This window comes from Microvirga arvi, from assembly GCF_016892765.1.
In the GTDB taxonomy this organism is placed as follows: Bacteria; Pseudomonadota; Alphaproteobacteria; order Rhizobiales; family Beijerinckiaceae; genus Microvirga; species Microvirga arvi.
In genome coordinates, this window is the sequence record NZ_JAFEMD010000009.1 from 70,761 (window position 1) to 87,499 (window position 16,739).

15 protein-coding genes are annotated in these 16,739 nt (G+C 62.0%); 6 read left to right on the forward strand and 9 right to left on the reverse strand.

Annotated elements, in window-relative coordinates; translation table 11 throughout:
* Positions 1 to 58: 58 nt before the first annotated feature.
* Positions 59 to 1,774, reverse strand: a complete 1,716-nt coding sequence (locus ILT44_RS07740) for a catalase (RefSeq protein WP_204239002.1) — start codon at positions 1,772 to 1,774, stop codon at positions 59 to 61.
* Between the two features lie 180 nt (positions 1,775 to 1,954).
* On the reverse strand, positions 1,955 to 2,254 hold the full coding sequence (locus ILT44_RS07745) for an HlyU family transcriptional regulator (RefSeq protein WP_204239003.1): 300 nt from the start codon (positions 2,252 to 2,254) through the stop codon (positions 1,955 to 1,957).
* 203 nt (positions 2,255 to 2,457) lie between these two features.
* Between ILT44_RS07745 and ILT44_RS07750 the strand changes: the two genes are divergently transcribed.
* The 3 genes from ILT44_RS07750 to ILT44_RS07760 are packed head-to-tail and all read left to right on the forward strand — an operon-like array spanning position 2,458 to position 4,169.
* Positions 2,458 to 2,811, forward strand: a complete 354-nt coding sequence (locus ILT44_RS07750) for a DUF6152 family protein (protein ID WP_204239004.1) — start codon at positions 2,458 to 2,460, stop codon at positions 2,809 to 2,811.
* Between the two features lie 19 nt (positions 2,812 to 2,830).
* Entirely contained in the window at positions 2,831 to 3,286 is a 456-nt protein-coding gene (locus ILT44_RS07755) for a hypothetical protein (RefSeq protein ID WP_204239005.1), read from the forward strand.
* A gap of 40 nt (positions 3,287 to 3,326) precedes the next feature.
* Entirely contained in the window at positions 3,327 to 4,169 is an 843-nt protein-coding gene (locus tag ILT44_RS07760) for a lytic transglycosylase domain-containing protein (RefSeq protein WP_204239006.1), read from the forward strand.
* Between the two features lie 54 nt (positions 4,170 to 4,223).
* Here the strand turns inward: ILT44_RS07760 and ILT44_RS07765 are convergent, their stop codons facing one another.
* The 3 genes from ILT44_RS07765 to ILT44_RS07775 all read right to left on the reverse strand — a co-directional run bounded on the left by ILT44_RS07765 (position 4,224) and on the right by ILT44_RS07775 (position 8,097).
* Positions 4,224 to 5,015 carry a CYTH domain-containing protein gene (locus ILT44_RS07765; protein WP_204239007.1) on the reverse strand — a complete coding sequence of 264 codons (792 nt, stop codon included), beginning with the start codon at positions 5,013 to 5,015 and terminating at the stop codon, positions 4,224 to 4,226.
* 407 nt (positions 5,016 to 5,422) lie between these two features.
* On the reverse strand, positions 5,423 to 6,898 hold the full coding sequence (locus tag ILT44_RS07770; RefSeq protein WP_204239008.1) for an aldehyde dehydrogenase family protein: 1,476 nt from the start codon (positions 6,896 to 6,898) through the stop codon (positions 5,423 to 5,425).
* 2 nt (positions 6,899 to 6,900) lie between these two features.
* Positions 6,901 to 8,097 carry a fumarylacetoacetate hydrolase family protein gene (locus tag ILT44_RS07775; protein WP_204239009.1) on the reverse strand — a complete coding sequence of 399 codons (1,197 nt, stop codon included), beginning with the start codon at positions 8,095 to 8,097 and terminating at the stop codon, positions 6,901 to 6,903.
* 492 nt (positions 8,098 to 8,589) lie between these two features.
* Here ILT44_RS07775 and ILT44_RS07780 point away from each other — a divergent pair, with 492 nt between their 5' ends.
* From ILT44_RS07780 to chrA, 3 genes are all read left to right on the forward strand, one after another.
* Entirely contained in the window at positions 8,590 to 9,378 is a 789-nt protein-coding gene (locus ILT44_RS07780; protein ID WP_204239010.1) for an LOG family protein, read from the forward strand.
* A 136-nt stretch (positions 9,379 to 9,514) separates the two neighbouring features.
* Positions 9,515 to 10,339 carry a chromate resistance protein ChrB domain-containing protein gene (locus ILT44_RS07785; protein ID WP_239467997.1) on the forward strand — a complete coding sequence of 275 codons (825 nt, stop codon included), beginning with the start codon at positions 9,515 to 9,517 and terminating at the stop codon, positions 10,337 to 10,339.
* Positions 10,299 to 11,738 carry a chromate efflux transporter gene (gene chrA / locus ILT44_RS07790; RefSeq protein ID WP_204239011.1) on the forward strand — a complete coding sequence of 480 codons (1,440 nt, stop codon included), beginning with the start codon at positions 10,299 to 10,301 and terminating at the stop codon, positions 11,736 to 11,738. Before ILT44_RS07785 ends, chrA begins: the two co-directional genes overlap by 41 nt.
* A gap of 41 nt (positions 11,739 to 11,779) precedes the next feature.
* On the opposite strand, the gene ILT44_RS07795 is transcribed toward chrA, so the two are convergent.
* The 4 genes from ILT44_RS07795 to ppc all read right to left on the reverse strand — a co-directional run bounded on the left by ILT44_RS07795 (position 11,780) and on the right by ppc (position 16,654).
* Positions 11,780 to 12,559 carry an SDR family oxidoreductase gene (locus tag ILT44_RS07795; RefSeq protein WP_204239012.1) on the reverse strand — a complete coding sequence of 260 codons (780 nt, stop codon included), beginning with the start codon at positions 12,557 to 12,559 and terminating at the stop codon, positions 11,780 to 11,782.
* A 21-nt stretch (positions 12,560 to 12,580) separates the two neighbouring features.
* Positions 12,581 to 13,492, reverse strand: coding sequence for a dihydrodipicolinate synthase family protein (locus ILT44_RS07800; protein WP_204239013.1), 912 nt, complete (start codon positions 13,490 to 13,492; stop codon positions 12,581 to 12,583).
* A gap of 96 nt (positions 13,493 to 13,588) precedes the next feature.
* Positions 13,589 to 13,762, reverse strand: coding sequence for a hypothetical protein (locus ILT44_RS07805; protein WP_204239014.1), 174 nt, complete (start codon positions 13,760 to 13,762; stop codon positions 13,589 to 13,591).
* Between the two features lie 105 nt (positions 13,763 to 13,867).
* Complete coding sequence (ppc, locus tag ILT44_RS07810) at positions 13,868 to 16,654, reverse strand: phosphoenolpyruvate carboxylase (protein ID WP_204239015.1); 2,787 nt, start codon at positions 16,652 to 16,654, stop codon at positions 13,868 to 13,870.
* Between the last annotated feature and the right edge of the window lie 85 nt (positions 16,655 to 16,739).

The following is a 16,739-nucleotide window of genomic DNA, read 5'->3' on the forward strand; positions in this document are numbered from 1 at the left end:
AATGGGCCAGGGAGACCCCCAGCCCGTTCCTTCCCTCGTCATGCGTTATGTGTCACGGCTATTCGGCTGCCTGCCCCATTGCAGGTTCCGTCGGGACATTGCGCATGCCGTTTAAGACCTCTTCGGCCGAAGCCTTGTAGTTCTTCACGGAACTCGTCCATTGACCCCAGACGGCTGGGTCGATCTTGTCACCGTTCTTGCCCAGGTTCTGCAGCCGGCGCTTACCCTCGTCGGTCAAAACCTGCTTTGGCAGCGGCTGAAGGTTGCGCACATCATCCGCCGTGATGCCGAGCATCTCCCCGACGCGATTGCCGTAATCGTCATGGACGATCAGGAAATGCCAGACCATCCGCTCCTGCACGTCGCGCTCGCACTGGCCGAGCAGGGTGCCCATATTGAGGACGAGGTCGTCACGCTCCCAGTCCATCATGGTGCAGTAGCGACCCCGCGCCTGAACATAGTCGTTGCGTCGCTCGATGATGCTGCGGGTCAGGCGCCCGCGGACCTCCGGCGAGTTGATCGGCTCCTCGCGTGGGGATTCATGCAGGCCGTTGTGGATCGACGGCTCGAAGTTCACATGCGGGTTCTGACCCGGCGCCAGATCGCGGCGGTAGGACATCTGGCCGCCGTTCAGGTTGGTGGAGACTTTGGCATTCTTGGCCTGATTGACGGGCAGCTGCAGATAGTTCGTGCCGACGCGGTAGCGCTGGGTGTCCGAATAGGAAAAGGTACGGCCTACCAGCATCTTGTCGTCGGAGAAGTCGAGGCCGTCCACGAGAACGCCCGTGCCCATGGCGATCTGCTCGTTCTCGTTGAAGTGATCCTGGACGTTGCGGTTGAGCGTCATGACGCCCACGTGCCGCAGCGGGAAATCCTTCTCCGGCCAGATCTTGGTGTCATCGAGCGGATCCCATTCCAGCTCCGGATGATCGTGATCCTCCATGATCTGGACATACATGTCCCATTGCGGATGCTCGCCGCGCTCGATGGCCTCGTACAGGTCCTTGGAGGCGGAGCCGAGATCCTGGCCCTGCACCTTTGCGGCTTCCTCGGCCGTCAGGCTGGCGAGGCCGCAGCGCGGATGGAAGTGGTACTTGACCAGAACCGTCTTCCCCTGGGCATTGACCATTTTGTAGGTGTTGACGCCAAAGCCTTCCATATGCCGGTAGCTCGCCGGGATGCCGCGCGGGCTGAACAGGTGGGTCAGCATGTGCATGGATTCGGGCGTCTGGCTCATGAAGTCGAAGATCCGGTTCGGCTCTTGGCGGAAGGTGACCGGGTCGGGCTTCAAGGAATGAATGACATCCGGAAACTTGATGGCATCGCGGATGAAGAAGATCGCCAGATTGTTGCCAACGAGATCCCAGTTGCCATCCTCGGTGTAGAACTTGACCGCAAAGCCACGCGGATCGCGGGCGACTTCCGAGGAGTCGCGACCGCCGATCACGGTCGAGAAGCGGATGGCAAGCGGTGTCTTCTTGCCGGCCTCCTGGAACAGCTTGGCTCGGGTGTATTTGGAGGCAGGCTCGTCGCCGATCTTGCCGGTCACCTCAAGTTCGCCATAGCAGACAAAGCCGCGGGCATGGACGACGCGCTCAGGGATCCGCTCGCGGTCGAAATGAGTGATCTTCTCAAGGAACTGGTAGTTCTCCAGCGTGGCCGGGCCGCGGCTGCCGACAGTGCGTTGGGACTGGTTGTTGCTGATCGGATGGCCCTGCCTGTTCGTCAGAACCTTGTCCGGTGTTCCCGACGGCGCTTTGGGACTCTTGTCCATGATTATCTCCCTTGAATGGCCTGCCACGGCTCGATTGCTCGAAGCCCAACATCCGGGGCAGGCGATGGTTGCGCGTGCTCGTGCGGCTGCGGCGAGAGGAGATACCTGATGCACAGGGAAAGAAAGGAAATAGACTTCCTCGAAGATGAAACGGTGAAGCCTTGCGATGATGAGGAGACTTCAGCCGAAGATGCGCTCGCCCTGCTCGTCGATGATCTGCCTGCCCTTTGCGATCGCGAAGGCGGCAGCGTCGTCCTTGCTGGGATGAGTCTCGGCTCGCACGAACCGGTGCTCCTTCATTCCGGCTTCGAAATCCTTCTCGATGATCCCTGCCGTCTGATAGCCGCCCTTGGCGGAATAAGGAGCTGGACGGATCCGGAAGCCCTTGTACTCGACGGCCTCGGCGGCGGGCTCTTCGCGGCTTGCTCCCCCGCTTCCGCCTGCCAGACGGTTCCAGAGGTCTTTCAGGATCGAGGGCATTGCTGGACTCAAGCTATGGTGATTCGTGAGGTCACAGCATAACCGTGCGCCGGCAGAGGCGCGAATCCGGCAAGTCCATCACCAAGTCCCTTCACGATGTCATGATCAGGCTTGACCGTGCCTTCCCAATGGCTTGACGGCAACCTTCCTGCATCCGACTCTGCGGAGCAGATGTCATTGGCGAGATGCAGGGATCCACGATCATGAAATATCCTCTGTTCGGCCTGTTCTTCTCAGGTGCCCTCCTGACCGGCGGCATCGCCGTCGCTCACCACGGGTGGGGGAGCTACGACGCGGCACGACCCATCTCAATCACGAGCAATGTCCAACGAACCAGTTGGGAGAACCCCCATGTTACCGTGGTCGTGAGCCATCAGAACAAGAGCTGGGATGCGGTGCTGGCGCCACCGTTCCGGATGAGCGCGAGAGGCCTGAACCCGGACTTGATCAAGCCAGGAACGCCGGTCCAGTTGGAGGGCTATCCATCCACTCGCACGGACACGGAGATGAGAGCCGAACGCATCATTGTGGGCGGCAAGACCTACGAATTGCGCTAGGTACATCATGTATCTGGACATGCTCGCAGCTCTGGAAGGCTCCTGGCTCGGCCATGCAGGGCGCCATTCAGCTTGGCTCTATACGATTGCAAACCTGCTGCATGTGCTTGGGGCTGCCTTCGTCGTCGGCGGCATAGCGGTCTTCGACCTGAAGGTTCTGGCAGAGCATGGTAAGCATGCATGGCAGGTGGGGCGCTATGCCATTCCCCTTGCCGCCATAGGCCTCGCTCTGCAAATCCCCACAGGCTTTCTTCTCCTCGCCGTAGAAGCCCGCGCGCTTGGGGTGAACCCGGCCTTCTACCTCAAGCTTGCCTGCATTGCGCTCGGTCTCGTCAATGTTGCGCTCTTCCATACCCGCTTCGGATCCGCCCTGCGCGCTGGCGCGCTGCCCCCGGAAGCCCGGATCTATGCTCTTGTTTCTCTCCTTGCATGGATCGTCACGCTCTTGGCAGGACGCATGATTGCCTATCTCTAGCTTGGCATCGAATCGATTTCACTCATTGGGCGGAGTGTTCATGCGCTTGCAGCTGACGCTTTGCGGGATCTTCCTTTGTTGCAGCACAGCCTCCGCCAACCCGGGATCCTCCGGTGAGACTGTCGAGCAGGCCCTGTGCCGACTGATCGAGGGGGCCGCGCAGGCGCAGCGGGTTCCGCACGACATGCTCACCAAGCTCATCTGGCAGGAAAGCTCGTTCCGCCCACGCGCCGTCAGTCCGGTCGGCGCGCAGGGAATCGCGCAGTTCATGCCGGGCACGGCCAAGGAACGAGGGTTGATCGATCCTTTCGATCCCGAGCAGGCGATCCCGAAAGCCGCAGAATTCATTGCTAATCTCGCGGAGCAGTTCGGCAATCTGGGTCTTGCCGCCGCGGCCTATAACGGCGGTCCTGCCCGGGTCGCATCATGGCTTGCCGGCCGGGGCGAATTGCCCGCAGAAACCCGGAACTACGTCATCGCCGTCACGGGCCGTTCGGCGGAGGAATGGGCCTCCGAGGCGAAAGAAAAGAAGAATGCCGCCGAGGATGGGCCCGATGGGTCGCAGACATGCCTGCAGATCGTTGCCACTCTGCGCATCCCCGGACGAGGCGACACGATCGAGGCGCCCTTTGCCCCATGGGGCGTTCAGCTCGCCGGCAATTTCTCGAAGGACAAGGCCCTCGCCAGCTTCAGGCGCGCGAGCCAGTCCTACGCCTCGTTGCTGAAGGATGTACGGCCGATGATCATCGGAACCCGCCTGCGCTACCGTGGCACGAGAACTTTTTATCGGGTGCGCGCACCTGCCGAAACACGGCAGGCGGCAGAGCAGTTGTGCCGGAACATCCGCTCGGTCGGAGGCAGCTGCATCGTTCTGCCGAGCTAAAACAAGAAAAGCCCTCTTGGTGATGTCACCAAGAGGGCTTTGCCGGAGCTTCAATCACCGGCGCTGCGGTCGGAGCGAGCGGGCCAGTTCGCGAATGACATTGTCTTCGATATTGAGGTTCAGATCATTGTCATCATTGTTGTCTTCGTCGCTCATGTCGGCATCAGCCGGAGCGGCAGGCCTGGACAGAACGCCGCGCTGAGGGGGGGAAGTTCGCTCGCCGCCCTGGGCCGGAGGAGTCGAGGGAGGTGCATTGCGCTGACCTGAGCCCGCTTCCGCAGGAGGCCGTGCCGGTGCGTGGGTGGTATAGCCTCGAGGCGCCACATAGCGGTTTTCCAGAGCGTCGAGCAAACTGTTGAGCGCCGCATTCGACATGGGGACGTCAGGCGCCTGAGGAGCACCCTCCAACGCGATGGAGCGGTTCTGGTAAACGGCTTCCGTGGTGACGTCCGGGCCGAACCAGGACAGCGGCCGGAAATCCCTGGCCTCGTCCTCGCTTTCGAACGAGACGGAAATCAGATCCAAGGGACCCGGCGTCACGAAACGCACGATCTGGATGTCGCGCGTGCCAACGGTCAGATGGGTCAGGAGGTAGTCGAGCTTGCCGGGTGTGACATCGAGCAGAGCCTCGGCATGAGCCCGTGGGACTTCGGTGCGCTCCTCGATCGGTCCGCCGGGGCTCGCGTGAACCAGAACGAGGCTACCCTTATCCCCTTCGACAACCACGAAGGAGCTGCGGTCGGCCTGATTGGGGAAGTGGCCTTCCGTGACACGATTGCCTCCCCTCTCCTTGCGAACGAGGCGCGCAAGGGAAGAGGCAATGAGGTAACGCCGGAAAGTAACCATATTAAGTTCTCTACTATTAACGGAGCGCCACTTACCGGCTCAAAGAACCAGCAGCAAACTGACTCAAGATAACGAAGTTGCAATTCGTATCCCCGAGGCAACTCACCTGGTTTCGACATGCAACAACGTTTGATACTGCAGGAATTGAGCTTGTAAGCAGAATGTCTCTTGGAAGCCTATGATGGCGTTCACGTGGCAAAGTTCAATGGATGTGGCGAAAAGCTGCCTGAGTTTTGTCGATAAAGTTAATAGAGCTCAGAATATGATGCACGACGGTCCTAGAACCCTGCCCGGAGCATCCATTTTCCTCAACAAGTTCGTCAGATCGAGCATCAAGCCATCACATATGTTAAGCCTCGGCATCTTATCCACGAGATGCCGAGGCTTAAATGCTGCGAGTGTGAGCGTTACTCGCTCGCTGTTGTCTTCGGCACGTAGGGTCCGTTGCCGTCGAAGGTGTAGGCGGTCTTCACGGTGGTGTAAAATTCCTGCGCGTAGCGGCCCTGTTCACGCGGCCCGTATGAAGAGCCCTTCCGACCGCCGAACGGAACGTGATAATCCACGCCTGCGGTGGGCAGGTTTACCATCACCATGCCGGCTTCCGCATTGCGCTTGAAGTGCGAGGCATATTTCAGGCTCGTGGTGCAGATGCCCGAGGACAGACCGAACGGCGTGTCATTGGCGAGTTCAAGGGCCTCGTCGTAATCCTTCGCGCGGGTCACGGTAGCCACCGGCCCGAAGATCTCCTCGCGGGCCACGCGCATCTGGTTGCTTACCTCTGTGAACAAAGCCGGCGCGAGATAGAAGCCCGGCGCGTCGCGCTTCAGGAGTTCGCCGCCGGCCACAAGCTTGGCGCCTTCCTCCTGACCGATGCGGATGTACTTCAGATCCTGGTCGAGCTGGCTCTGATCGACCACCGGGCCGATATGCGTTCCGGCTTTCAAGGCATCGTCGATGACCAGACCCTGCATGCGCTCCTGCATGGCCTCCACGAAGCGGTCATGGATGCCGTCCGTCACGATGAGGCGCGAAGAAGCGGTGCAGCGCTGCCCGGTGGAGAAGAAGGCGCTGTTGACGGCGCATTCCACCGCCACCTTCAGGTCGGCATCGTCGAGCACCACCATCGGGTTCTTGCCGCCCATCTCGAGCTGAACCTTCTTCATCGGATCGGCGGTGATGCAGGTCTGGGCCACCTTGCGCCCCGTGGGCACCGAGCCGGTGAACGAGATGGCGGAGATCTTCGGGCTGTTCAGCATGGCCTCGCCGACCACGGAGCCGCGCCCCATCACCAAGTTGAACACGCCCGCCGGCACGCCAGCCCGGATGATGATCTCGGACAGCGCATGGGCCGAGCCCGGCACCAGATCGGCGGGCTTGAACACCACGGTGTTGCCATAGGCGAGCGCCGGCGCGATCTTCCAGGCCGGAATCGCGATGGGGAAGTTCCAGGGCGTGATCAGGCCAACGACGCCCACCGGCTCACGGGTGATTTCCACATCGATGAAGGGCCGCACGGATGGCACCTTCTCGCCGGCCATGCGCAGGCATTCACCGGAGAAGAAGAGGAAGATCTGGCCGGCCCGGGTCACCTCGCCGATACCTTCGGGCAGGGTCTTGCCCTCCTCGCGGGAGAGAAGGCGGCCCAACTCCTCCTTGCGAGCGATGATCTCGTCGCCCACGGCCTTGAGGATGTCATGCCGCTGCTGGATCGAGGAGCGCGACCAGGCCGGAAAGGCATCATAGGCGGCCGCAATCGCACGCTCGGCCTCAGCTGCCGAGGCGCGGGCGAACTCGCCCAGCACATCGTTGGTGTTCGATGGGTTGATGTTCGGCGAGGCCTCGGACGCCGCAAGCCATTCGCCCGCAATATAGTTCTTGGTCATCGTTAACCTGCCATTCTGGTGTTGATGAGGCCCCGCTGGGCCAGGTTGGACATAAGCGCGCGGATGCCGAAGGTCCAAGGTTCGCATTCGGAACTCGACTTCATGCGATTGACGAGTGCTCCGAGCTTGGGGGCTGCGATGGTGACGATGTCGCCCTGCTTGTGCGTGAAGCCCATGCCAGCCTCGCCCCGATCCTGTGTCGGCGCGAACATTGTTCCCAGGAAAAGTGCGAACCCATCGGGATATTGGTGGTGCGTCCCGACGGTCTGCGCGACCAGGTCTTCGGGATCGCGGCTGATCTTCGTGATCGACGACGAGCCTTCGAGCTTGAAGCTATCTTCGCCTTCCACCGTTAGCGTCACCGTGGTCTGGCGCACATCGTCAAGCGAAAAGGTCTCGTCGAAGAACCGGACGAAAGGACCGACGGAGCAGGATGCGTTGTTGTCCTTGGCCTTCGAGAGCAGCAGGGCGGAGCGGCCTTCGAAATCGCGCAGGTTCACGTCGTTGCCCAGCGTGGCGCCGACGATCTTTCCTTCAGCGGTGACGATCACCACCACTTCCGGCTCGGGATTGTTCCAGGTGGACTTGGGATGCAGGCCGGCATCCATGAAGGTGCCGACAGCGGACAGGGTCGGCGCTTTGGTGAAGACTTCCGCATCGGGACCGATGCCCACCTCGAGATATTGGCTCCAGGCCCCTTGAGCCATGAGAACCTCCTTCAGCGCCATGGCCTCTGCGGAGCCCGGCTTGAGGCGACTCAGGTCGTCGCCGACGAGCCGGAGCACTTCAGCGCGGATCGCCGCCGCAGCGCTGGCATCGCCCCGTGCGCGCTCCTCGATCACCCGCTCCAGCATGGATACGGCGAAGGTGACGCCGGCGGCCTTGATAACTTGAAGATCGATGGGCGCCAGGAGCCAGGGTTTCGAGGAATCCCGGCTGTCAGGTGGTGTGTTGCCGGCAATGTCCTCAAGCGATCCGATCCTCTCGCCCTGTGCCGTCTTCGCTGTCCGCGCCGGATCGTCCATGGCGGCGAGTTCGCTGACCGTGGAGCATGTCGATGAGATGTCGAAGAGACCATCCTCGCGCACGACGACCACTGAAGGCCCCAAGCCCGGACGCCAAACGCGCCCGACTAGCGCCCCTTGAAATCCATCCGCGGGCAGAAGTTGGGCCATGTTCGTTGCAGATCTGTGGGCCATCGGCGTGCGCTCGCTTTCGTTGAGGGCCGTTTCATGCCCTCTTTCCCTTTGCGCCCTTGATATAGCGAGCAGGATCCAAGGGGCTATAGGGAAAATTCATTTCAGCCGCGCCCTCCCGGCATAGCTCGGAACAAACCCAGTTTGTCCCCCGTTCCGCCCGTGGCTACGCAATCACGATTCTTGGAAGCGCCAGCCGGTGACGAGAAGGAAAAGGATGCCAGGAATGTCCGATACACCATCCCCGAATCCGCAGCCCGATGTCCCAAATCCGGCGCCCCAGCCCGTGCATCCCGATCCAGGCCCCGCCGGCATCCCGAGCCCTCAGGAGCCTGTAGGCGTTCCGCCCACGACTCCCAGCGAAGCCCCCAGCCCTGCCGAACCGGTGGGCATCCCGCCATCCGGGCCTCAGGAGCTTCCAATCGGTCCGATGGGGAATTAACGCTGCATTGAAACTGTGCTTTGTGCATGGCCGGGTCAAAGGAGCCCTTCCCCATGGATGACGGCAAGCGTTCAAATGTGGCCAGCATGGCGTCACCCTCCTACCGTCTGGCTGCGATGGATCAGGACTTCCTGCTCGGCGATTCCATGCGGGGCGTGCGGTTCATGCTGGAATACGCCAAGGCCGAGGAAAGCCTGCGAACCTGGGGCGTACGCTCAACCATCGTCGTGTTCGGCAGCGCCCGCACCCAAGAGAATGGACCAGGCCGCCACCCCTTCTGGTACGAGCAGGCCCGTTCCTTCGGAGCCATTGCCTCACAACGCGGCGGCGCCCTGACCGTCACCAGTGGGACCCGGGACAATGTCATCGCCACGGGCGGCGGCCCCGGCATCATGGAAGCCGCCAACCGGGGAGCATCCGACGTCGGCGCTCCCTCAATCGGCTTCAACATTACCCTGCCGCACGAGGAGGAGCCCAATGCTTATTCGACCCCGGGCCTGACCTTCCGCTTCCACTACTTCGCAATGCGTAAAATGCATCTGGCCATGCGGGCCAATGCCCTTGTGGTGTTCCCCGGCGGTTTCGGCACCTTGGACGAGCTCTTCGAGATCCTCACCCTGCGCCAATCGGGCAAGGCCCCTGCCCTGCCCATCGTTCTCTTCGACAAGGCCTATTGGCAATCGGTCATCAAGTTCGACACCCTGCTCGAACATGGAATGGTCAGCGAGAAGGACCGCGAACTGGTCAATTTTGCCGACACCGCCGAGGATGTGTGGACCACATTGATCGAGAATGGCTTGGTCGTTCAGACGCTGGAGAGGGGATCCGAGCAGGACTTCTGATGACAATTCCATCGTCTTCGAAATTGATTTGACAAAATGGGCTGACTGAATTTGGATTGTCTGCATGGGGATCGCGATCTCCCCACGAGGCGACATGCCCAAGCATCGCATCCGCTCTAACCTTTACGGATGCACCATGTCGTCATTCAACACCATCTCCGCTGAAAAGCTTGCTCGCCTTATCGGCACGCCCAAGTGCCCCATTCTCATCGACGTCCGCACCGACGAGGATTTCGACAGCGACCCCCGGCTCATTCCAGGCTCGATGAGACGCCCGTTCGCCACGGTGCCGGATTGGGCTCATGAGTTCACGGGCAAGTCCCTTGTCGTGATCTGCCAGAAAGGATTGAAGCTCAGCCACGGCGTTGCTGCCTGGCTCCGCCATGCAGGGATACCAGCCGATTCCCTTGAAGGCGGAACTCTGGCCTGGGCCCAGGCCGATTTGCCCACGGTGCCGATTGCAAGAATCCCATCCCGTGATGAGCAGGGACGAACAATCTGGGTGACACGCTCACGGCCGAAGATTGACCGGATCGCCTGCCCTTGGCTGATCCGCCGCTTCGTCGATCCCAATGCCGTATTCCTGTTCGTCCCAACCTCCGAGGTTCAGGCTGTGGCGGAGCGCTTTGCGGCAACTCCCTTCGATATCGAGGGTGACAATGTCTCCTGGAGCCACCGCGGCGAACTCTGCACCTTCGATGTGATGGTCGAGGAGTTCGGGCTTGCCACCAAGCCTCTGAAGCAGCTTGCCGCGATTGTCCGGGGCGCCGACACCGCGCGGCTCGACCTCGCTCCCGAAGCAGCTGGACTGCTCGCAGCCTCCCTCGGCCTGTCCCGCATGTATGCGGATGATCTCGCTCAGCTCGAAGCCGGGCTTCTGCTCTATGATGCCTTCTACCGCTGGTGCCGGGATGCCACGGATGAAACCCATAATTGGCCTTCGAAGAAGCCCGGAGCTTGATGGGGGCGAGACCTTGCAGACATCAGAAAATCGGAACGCTCAGGTCACGTCCGGCCATGGCGTTTCTCTTGGCGAGGCTTTCCGTGTCTGGCTGCGCGTCGCCGCCCTGAGCTTCGGCGGCCCCGCGGGCCAGATCGCCGTCATGCACCGCATCCTGGTCGAGGAGAAGCGCTGGATCTCGGAAAGCCGCTTTCTCCACGCACTCAATTACTGCATGCTGCTGCCGGGACCGGAAGCCCAGCAGCTTGCCACCTACGTGGGCTGGCTCATGCACCGCACCCTCGGCGGCATCATGGCAGGCGGCCTGTTCATCTTGCCCGGCATCATCGCCATCATGGGCCTGAGCTGGATCTATGCTCTTTATGGCAAGGTCGGCTTCGTCTCGGCACTCTTCTTCGGTCTCAAGGCTGCCGTGCTCGCCATCGTGCTTGAGGCGGTGATGCGGATCGGCAAGCGTGCTCTCAAGAACCGCATCCTGATCGGCCTCGCAGCAGCCGCCTTCGTGGCGATCTTCTTTCTCGACGCGCCCTTCCCGCTGATCATTCTTGCGGCCGGCCTGATCGGCTTCTTCGGAGGGCGGGCAGGCCGACCGCAATTCGAGGTCAGCGGGCATGGCAGTCGGGATGGAGACGGTGACAACCTGCTGGGAGAGCATCTGCCGGTTCATGCGAAACCGAATGCGGGGCGAAGCCTTCGCATCGCCGCAGCATGGCTGGCGCTCTGGCTCGTGCCGGTCGTCGCGCTCCTGCTGCTTCTCGGCGGCGGCAATGTCTTCAGCCAGATCGCCGTCTTCTTCTCCAAGATGGCGATGGTGACCTTCGGCGGCGCCTACGCGGTTCTGGCCTATGTGGCGCAGCAGGCCGTCGAGATCTATGGCTGGCTGCAGCCCGGCGAGATGCTCGACGGACTCGGCATGGCCGAGACGACGCCGGGTCCGCTGATCATGGTTCTGCAGTTCGTGGGCTTCATGGCAGCGTTTCGGGATGCTGGGAGCCTCCATCCGCTGCTGGCGGGGACGATGGGCGGTCTTCTCGCCACATGGGTAACCTTCACGCCTTGCTTCCTCTGGATCTTCTTAGGAGCGCCTTACATCGAAATCCTGCGCGGCAACCGCGCCCTGAGCGGGGCCTTGTCCGCCATCACAGCTGCGGTCGTGGGCGTGATCCTGAACCTCGCGATCTGGTTCGGCATCCACACGATCTTCAAGGAGGTGCATCCCATCGAATGGGGGATCCTCAGCTTCGATGCGCCCGTGTGGGCGAGCCTCAACATCTGGGCGCTTATTCTGTCGGCCACAGCCATCGTCGCGATGTTCCGTTTCAAGATCGGGATGCTGCCGACTTTGGCCGCGACATCGGTCGCGGGGATTGCCCTCTATGGAGCCGGAGCCATCGCGTGATGGTAAGGGTGAGGCAATGTCTTGCCTCACCCTCTTTCCGATCAGGTCACGGACGAGATCTGCCCACCATCGACCCGCAGGATCGAGCCGGTCATGAAGGAAGCCTTCTCGCTTGCGAGGAACACGGCAGCCGCCGCAAATTCCTCGATTTCGCCATAGCGGCCTGCCGGAATGCCGGCACGAGCGGCTGCGGCCACATCCTCGACGGAGCGGCCAGTGCGCTCGGCATTGGCGGCGTCGAGCTGCTTCAGGCGGTCCGTGGCGATGCGCCCCGGCGCGATGGCGTTCACGGTGACTCCGGAGGACGCCACCTCGCTTGACAGGGTCTTGCCCCAGCCCACGAGAGCGGGACGGATGGCATTCGAGATGGCAAGGTTCGGAATGGGCTGGATCACGCCGGACGAGATCACCGAGATGATGCGGCCGAACTTGCGTTCGATCATCCCGGGCAGCAACTGATCGGCGATCCGCACGAGATTGACGAACATGGCGTCGAACGATTGGCGCCATTGATCAGACGACACGCCCTGCGCCTTACCGGGCGGCGGCCCGCCGCTGTTGAGCACGAGGATGTCAACGCCACCGAAAGCTGCCGTCACATCCTTGACCAAGGTATCGACCTGATCGACCTTGCCGGTATCGCAGACGAGCGGAAGCACGTCCCGACCGATCTTGTCGGCAGCGGCCTTCGAGCCCTCCATTGTGCGGCTGGCGATGGCGACGCGGGCGCCCTCCTCCGCCAACCCCTGAGCGATGCCGAAGCCTAAGCCCTTGCTCGCGCCCAGCACGAGCGCGCGCTTTCCTTCCAAACCTGTTTTCATTCCTGAAGAACTCCTCTGTTCTTACGAGCGCTCGATGCGCTCCATGAGCCATTCAATATCGGCAATCGTCTCCGGGCTCAGCTTCGGCCCAGGCTTGCGCAGCGTATCGGTTGCGATAATGCCGCGCCGCTTGAGCACGTACTTGCGCACCGCCAGCCCCACGCCGGGCTGCGTCTCATAGCGCACCAGCGGCAGGTGGCGATCGAAGAGATCGTGCGCTTCCTTCCGCTTGCCTTGGTTGATGAGGTTGACCACACCGACCAGCATCTCGGGATAGGCATAGCCGGTCATGGCGCCGTCGGCGCCGCGCTCCATCTCGAAGGGCAGGAACATGCCACCGTTGCCGCAGAGGAACGAGACGCGACGCACTTGGCCGGCATCGCTCGCACGGCGCAAGGTCGTGATCTTGTCAAGGCCTGGCCAGTCCTCATGCTTGAGCATGACACAGGAGGGGCTCTGCTCGATAATACGCATGATCACCTTTGGCGTCATGACAACGTTTGTCGTCAGCGGGTAGTCCTGGATCACCCACGGCACATCCGTGCCGATGGCTTCCACCGCATCGGCGTAGTAAGACACGATCTGGTCATCGGTCTTGAGGGTTGACGGCGGAGCAATCATGACGCCGGCCGCGCCTGCATCCATGACCTTGGAGGAGAGGCCCGACATGGCGGCAAACCCCGCCGCCGAAACGCCGACGATGACGGGAACACGCCCCGCCACCGTGGCAATGACCTGACGGGCGAAGGCCAGCGCCTCGTCGGCTGCCAGCTTGGGCGCCTCGCCCATGATGCCGAGAATGGTCAGTCCGGTGGCCCCGGCCTTCAGATAGGCCTCGACCATCCGGTCGGTCGAGGCGACGTCCACCCGCCCATCACTCTCGAAGGGCGTGGGGCAGATGACGTAGACGCCGGCGGCAGAACTCGTGAGCAAGGCTTCCTCCATGGCAGAGCTTGGTGAGGGATCAGGGGACCCCTCTTACACCTGCTTGCCGCGGGACGCACTACCCAAGCTGAGCCGGCAGAGCCTTCAGCTTCGGCCGGAGCCGCTTTTTTTGCCGCCGCCCTCCTGCTTGTTGACAGTGGCCCAGGCCCGCCGCTCGGCCTCCTTCTCCGAAAGCCCGTGTTTCTCGTAAGATTCCTCGATATGCTCGGCCTTCCGCTTCTGCTTGTCCGTATAGGCCGACTTGTCACCGCGGGACATGGCGCGCTCCTTAGCTATCGTTGGTGCCTTCGGGATGCCTCCCTTCAGGGTTCATCCCTCCGGATTCAACCGAATAGCCGGAGCGCAGTTCCTAAACTGTGTTTGCTAACCGCTATTGCGCAGGCCAGCCGCGATGCCGTTGATCGACAGATGGATCCCCTGCACGACCTGCTCGTCCGCATCGCCGGACCGATGGCGCTTCAGCAACTCGATCTGAAGATGGTTCAGTGGATCGAGATAGGGGAAACGGTTGCGGATGGAGCGAGCCAGAAGCGGATTGCCGTCCAGCAGCGATTCCTGCTGCATGATGGCCAGCAGTTGCCTGATCGAATCCTCCCATTCGTGACGCAGGCGCGGGAAGATGGCGTTGCGCAGCGCCTCGTCCTCGACAAGCTTCGCATAGCGAGAGGCGATGGCGATGTTGCTCTTGGCCAGCACCATGTCCATGTTCGAGAGCAGCGCCTGAAAGAAGGGCCACTCACGGTACATCTCCTGCAGCAGCGCCAAACCCGCATCCGGCCGCTTTTCGAGCCAGGCATTGACGGCGGAGCCGAAGCCGTACCAGCCGGGAAGCATGAGGCGGCACTGCGCCCAGCCGAACACCCATGGAATGGCGCGCAGATCCTCGATGCGACGGGAATTCGAGCGCGAGGCCGGCCTGCTGCCGATATTCAGATTGGCGATCTCACCGATCACGGTCGATTCCCAGAAGTATCGTTCGAACCCTTCCGTTTCGTAGACAAGCGCGCGGTAAGCCTTGAAGGCGCTGTTCGAGAGCTCTTCCATGGCCTGCAGATATTCCTCCCGGGGCGCGGGCTGGCCGGAATGCAGCAGGGAGGCTTCAAGGGTTGCGGCCGCAAGGATTTCGAGGTTGCGGCGCCCGAGGTCGGGGTTCGAGTATTTGCCGGCGATGACCTCGCCCTGTTCCGTGATGCGGATCGCGCCCTGCACTGCGCCGCCCGGCTGCGCCAAGATGGCCTGATAGCTCGGTCCGCCGCCGCGTCCGACAGACCCGCCGCGACCATGGAAGAGGCGAAGCGCAACGCCGTGGCGCTTGAAGACATCGATCAGCTCGATCTCGGCCTTATAGAGTTCCCAGCCGGAGGTAAGGAACCCGCCATCCTTGTTGCTGTCGGAATAGCCGAGCATCACTTCCTGTGCCTGGCCGCGGCTGCGCAGAAGGCGCATGTAGTCGGGCAGCGCGAAAAGCGCATCCATCACATGGCTGCAATGGCGCAGATCCGCGATGGTCTCGAAGAGCGGGATGATGTTGACATGCATCTCGCCTTCGCGCGGACGGAGGAGGCCTGCTTCCTTGAGGAGCAGTGCCACTTCCAGAATATCAGACGGGTCGCTTGCCTTGGAGATCACATAGTTCGGCACGGCCACGCGGCCATAGCGGCGGTGCGCCTCCGCCGCCTCGTGCACAATGGCGAGTTCGGATGAGGTCTCCGGTGAGTATTCCAGATACGGCGAGGTCAGCAGACGCGGCGTTCTGATCTCCTCCAGGAGCAGCCCGACACGCCGTTCCTCCGACAGGTTCTCATAACCCGTGCCCGGCATGGCCTTTTCGAACAGCTCCGCCACGACGCGCTGATGAACATCGGAATTCTGACGCATGTCGAGGCTTGCCAGGTGAAAGCCGAAGACATCGACGGCACGGCGCAGTTTTCGCAGGCGGCCTCGCGCGAGCGATCCTGATCCGTTCGACAGCAGCGAGCGGTGCAGGATCGACAGATCGCCGGCAAACTCCTCGACGCCGGCATAGGCTGGCGCCTGCCCCACCGCATGGCGCGCGATATCGCCATGACCGAAAGCGGTGGCTGTTGCGGCAAGTCGTGCATAGATGCCGGTAATGGCGCGGCGATAGGGTTCATCCTTACGATGAGGCGATGAATCGGGTGAGGCCTTGGCGAGTTCCTGCACCTGCTCCGATACGTTCACATAGCGGGCATCGAGAGACAGCTCGGCTCCGAGGCAATGCAGCTCCTCCAAGTAGAAGCCGAGTGCATGCTTGCTCTGCAACAGAAGAGCCTGCCGCAGCGCGTCCGCCGTCACGAACGGATTGCCGTCGCGGTCGCCGCCGATCCAGCTGCCCATGCGCAGGAAAGGCGGAAGTTCAATGGTCTCCCAGAGAGGATCCATGGCTGCGAGCTGATCCTCCAGGGAGGCATAGACCCGCGGCAGCTCCTTGAAGAAGGTATAATCGTAGTAAGAGAGGCCGTTCATCACCTCATCGATCACTTTCAGCCGGTTGCGGCGCAGGATGCTGGTCTGCCAGAGAGTCAGGATTGCGCGACGCAAGCTCTCCTGGCAGGCGGTTTCCTCTTCCGGCGTCAGGCTCTGACGATCCCTCTGCGCCAGGATCTGCGAGATCTCCATCTCCCGATCGATGGTGCTCTTGCGGCGCACCTCGGTCGGATGGGCCGTCAGGACGGGACAGACCAGGGCGGACGAGAAGAAGGCCTGCAGGGCAGACTGGCTGATGCCGGCTTCCCGCACGAGCTTGAGCGCCCGGGCGAGCGTCCCCTCCCGCGGAACCGCAGCCGCTATTGCATGGGCGCCAGCCATGGCATGGGCACGGGAGCGCCGGACGTGATGCTGGTCCTCGGCGAGGTTCGCCAGATGAGAGAAATAGCTGTAGGCACGGATGATCTGATTCGTGCGGCCCCGCGAGAGGCTGTTCAGGATGGTTTCAAGCTCCTGGCGTGCCGCCTCGTCCTCGTCACGGTGGAAGCGGAGCGAGGTCTGGCGGATGCGCTCCACGATTTCGAAAGCAGCCTCCCCTTCCTGCTCGCGAATCGTATCGCCGAGCAGGCGCCCGAGGAGCCGGATATCGTCGCGAAGGGGAAAGTCCTTCTCAGGCGTGACGTCGGGGTTGATCAGGGACATGGGAGGCTCTCGCTTAGAGCGCGTTTGCTGCAGCGCGAAATAAACCCCTTTCCGCGGCCCGGGCAAGCGCAATTAAATTCCAAGC